Source organism: uncultured Salegentibacter sp. (assembly GCF_963972535.1).
Taxonomy (GTDB): domain Bacteria; phylum Bacteroidota; class Bacteroidia; order Flavobacteriales; family Flavobacteriaceae; genus Salegentibacter.
The window spans coordinates 1-3010 of sequence record NZ_CAXAVR010000186.1 but is presented as its reverse complement, the minus strand read 5'-3'; the positions used below and the strand labels follow the sequence as shown (position 1 = coordinate 3010).

Below are 3010 nucleotides of genomic sequence, written 5' to 3'. Positions count from 1 at the left end.
CCATTTACGGTAAATTCATCTTTTCTACCTGCAAGCCGATTTTTATAAGCATCCCTATACCGGTTCCATTCTTTATTATTGTTGATATAAAAATAAACTCCGGTACCAATTCCCGCATATACCAAAGGAATTTTCCAATACCTGTCGTTATATGCCTGTCCCAGACCCGGTAATATAGCCGAATAAAATGCAGCTTTAGCGGGTGCGAGGGCATTGTAAGGTTTATAATCTTTTTCTTCTGAAACAGTATCTGGCACTTCAGGAGTTTCAACCATTAAAGAATCTTCCTGGGCCGTAAGTGTAAAAACAAACAACAGAAAAAAAACAGATAATAATGCCCGATTAATCTTCACCCTGAATAAGTTTTTTTAACCTATTAAAATCTTCTTCGGAAGAAAAAGGAATACTAAGTTTCCCCGAGCCTTTTTTAGTGACTTTCACATCAACTTTGGTTCCCAGGTATTCTGAAAATTCTTTAATTCCTTTTTTATAAGTAGTAGGAACTGCAGCCGTTTTCCTGGAAGTTTTTGAAACTTTTGAGCCTTCGTTTACTTCACGCACCAATTGTTCAGTTTCTCTTACCGACAATGATTTTTGAAGTATTTTCTCGTAAATATCCAGTTGCTTTTGCGGATCGCTAACATTTATAAGTGCGCGCCCGTGACCCATACTCATAAAGCCGTCTCGCATTCCTGTTTGAATAATTGGATCGAGTTTTAAAAGACGTAAGTAGTTGGCAATAGTAGAGCGATTTTTACCAATGCGTTCACTTAATTGTTCCTGGGTAAGGTTTATTTCATCTATTAAACGCTGATAGGAAAGCGAAATCTCTATAGGATCAAGATCCTGGCGCTGAATGTTTTCTACCAAAGCCATTTCTAAAGATTCCTGGTCGTTGGCAATCCTTATATAAGCCGGAATCGTTTCTAAACCTACTAATTTTGAAGCGCGATAACGGCGTTCTCCCGAAACCAGCTGGTATTTATCAAAATCCAGTTTTCTTACGGTAATTGGCTGGATTACTCCAAGTTCTCGTATTGAAGATGCGAGTTCTTTAAGATTGTCTTCATTAAAACTTGTCCTTGGTTGGAAAGGATTTACTTCAATAGATTCTAAATCCAGTTCTACAATATGTCCAACTAGTTTGTCGGCATTTTTATCTTCTGCAGATTGGATATCGTTTTGCGGATCTTTCAATAAAGCTGAAAGTCCACGTCCTAATGCTTGTTTTTTGGTCGCCTTCGCCATCTTCTACGAGTTTTTCTTTATAATTTCATGTGCCAGGCTCAAATAATTGCTGGCTCCTTTGCTGCCCGCATCATAGTTAATAATGCTTTCCCCATAACTTGGGGCTTCACTTAAACGCACATTTCTTTGAATGATTGTATCAAAAACCATCTCGCCAAAATGCTTCTGCACTTCTTCTACAACCTGGTTAGACAACCTTAAGCGAGAATCATACATAGTAAGCAATAGACCTTCAATATCCAGTTTGTTATTATGAATTTTTTGAACGCTTTTAATGGTATTCAGTAATTTTCCTAAACCTTCCAGCGCAAAATATTCACACTGTATTGGGATAACCACAGAGTCTGAAGCGGTCAAAGCATTTAAAGTTAATAAACCCAGGGAAGGCGCACAGTCAATTAAAATAAAATCATACAGCTCTTTTAGCGGGGTAATAGCCTTTTTCAGCATAGATTCCCTGGCATCCTGATCTACCAATTCAATTTCTATAGCTACAAGGTCTATATGAGCAGGAATAATATCAAGATTTGGGGAACTGGTTTTTTGAATGCATTCTTCAGGAGCTATCGAGTCTTCAAAAAGTTGGTAAGTACCTAATTCAACCTCTTCCACGTCAATTCCTAGTCCGGAAGTGGCGTTGGCCTGTGGGTCTGCATCTATTAACAATACTTTCTTTTCAAGTACTCCAAGCGAAGCGGCCAGGTTTACCGAGGTGGTGGTTTTGCCCACTCCTCCCTTTTGGTTTGCAATAGCAATGATTTTACCCATTAAGTCTTTATGATTTTTGAAGGGTAAAAATACAATTTATTACAGGTTTATAAAATGATTTTGTTAACAGCTTATACATAAAAAACCGATTGTTGCCAGAAGAGCACAACAATCGGTTTTAAATAAATTTATTTCAGTAGATTTAATCTCTATTAAAAGGGAGTTAGCTCCCCTTCTTAGATTTAATCATTGCTTCCAATTGATCCCACATTTCCTCGGGGATTGCTTCCAATAAGTTAAACTGCCCGGCACCTTTAAGCCATTCTCCACCATCTATGGTAATTACTTCGCCGTTTACATAAGCTGAAAAGTCTGAAACCAAATAAGCAGCAAGGTTTGCCAGTTCCTGGTGCTCTCCAACTCTTTTTAGTGGTACTTTTTTAGCAAGATCGAACTTGTCTTTTAAATCTCCCGGCAATAACCTATCCCAGGCGCCTTTAGTAGGGAAGGGGCCGGGTGCAATTGCGTTGAACCTAATTCCGTATTTTGCCCATTCTACCGCTAAAGAGCGCGTCATAGCCAAAACTCCTGCCTTCGCCGTAGCACTTGGTACTACATACGCAGAACCTGTCCACGCGTAAGTGGTTACAATATTAAGTACCGTTTTATCTTTTTGTTTTGTATCTATCCAATGTTTTCCAAGCGCCATGCTACAGTTTTTACTTCCTTTAAGCACTATATCAATAATGGTATCAAAAGCGTTGGCGCTTAATCTTTCAGTTGGAGAAATAAAGTTTCCTGCAGCATTGTTTAATAAAACATCTATGCTTCCAAATTCTTTTAGAACTTCATCACGCATGTTTTCTACCTGATCGTAATGTCTAACATCGCATTGAACCGCAAAACATTTACCTCCGGTTTCATCTTCCAGCTCTTTGGCTGTGTTTTGAAGTTTTTCCAGGTTTCTGGAAGTAATAGCTACATTAGCTCCAAGTTCCATAAAGTATTTGGTCATTGCTTTCCCAAGGCCACTTCCTCCGCCGGTTACGATAAT

Annotated in this window: 4 protein-coding genes; all 4 read right to left on the bottom strand. The window is 38.6% G+C overall.

Annotated features, from left to right (window positions below; translation table 11 throughout):
- Positions 1-275, bottom strand: a 275-nt coding sequence (locus AACZ30_RS13605) for a DUF5683 domain-containing protein (protein ID WP_339650049.1), incomplete at its 3' end; no start/stop codon positions are given.
- Positions 276-342: 67 nt separating this feature from the next.
- The gene (locus AACZ30_RS13600; protein ID WP_339650046.1) at positions 343-1248 is read right to left on the bottom strand and encodes a ParB/RepB/Spo0J family partition protein; all 906 of its coding nucleotides are present in this window, start codon (positions 1246-1248) and stop codon (positions 343-345) included.
- Between the two features lie 3 nt (positions 1249-1251).
- A complete protein-coding gene (locus AACZ30_RS13595) occupies positions 1252-2016 on the bottom strand; it encodes an AAA family ATPase (RefSeq protein WP_057481726.1) in 765 nt (254 codons plus the stop codon).
- Positions 2017-2179: 163 nt separating this feature from the next.
- Positions 2180-3010, bottom strand: an 831-nt coding sequence (locus tag AACZ30_RS13590) for an SDR family oxidoreductase (protein ID WP_339650037.1), incomplete at its 5' end; no start/stop codon positions are given.

Excerpts from the sequence above, each read along its gene's own strand:
- AACZ30_RS13600 (WP_339650046.1), bottom strand. The coding sequence starts at position 1,248 with ATGGCGAAGGCGACCAAAAAACAAGCATTAGGACGTGGACTTTCAGCT.
- AACZ30_RS13595 (WP_057481726.1), bottom strand. The coding sequence starts at position 2,016 with ATGGGTAAAATCATTGCTATTGCAAACCAAAAGGGAGGAGTGGGCAAA.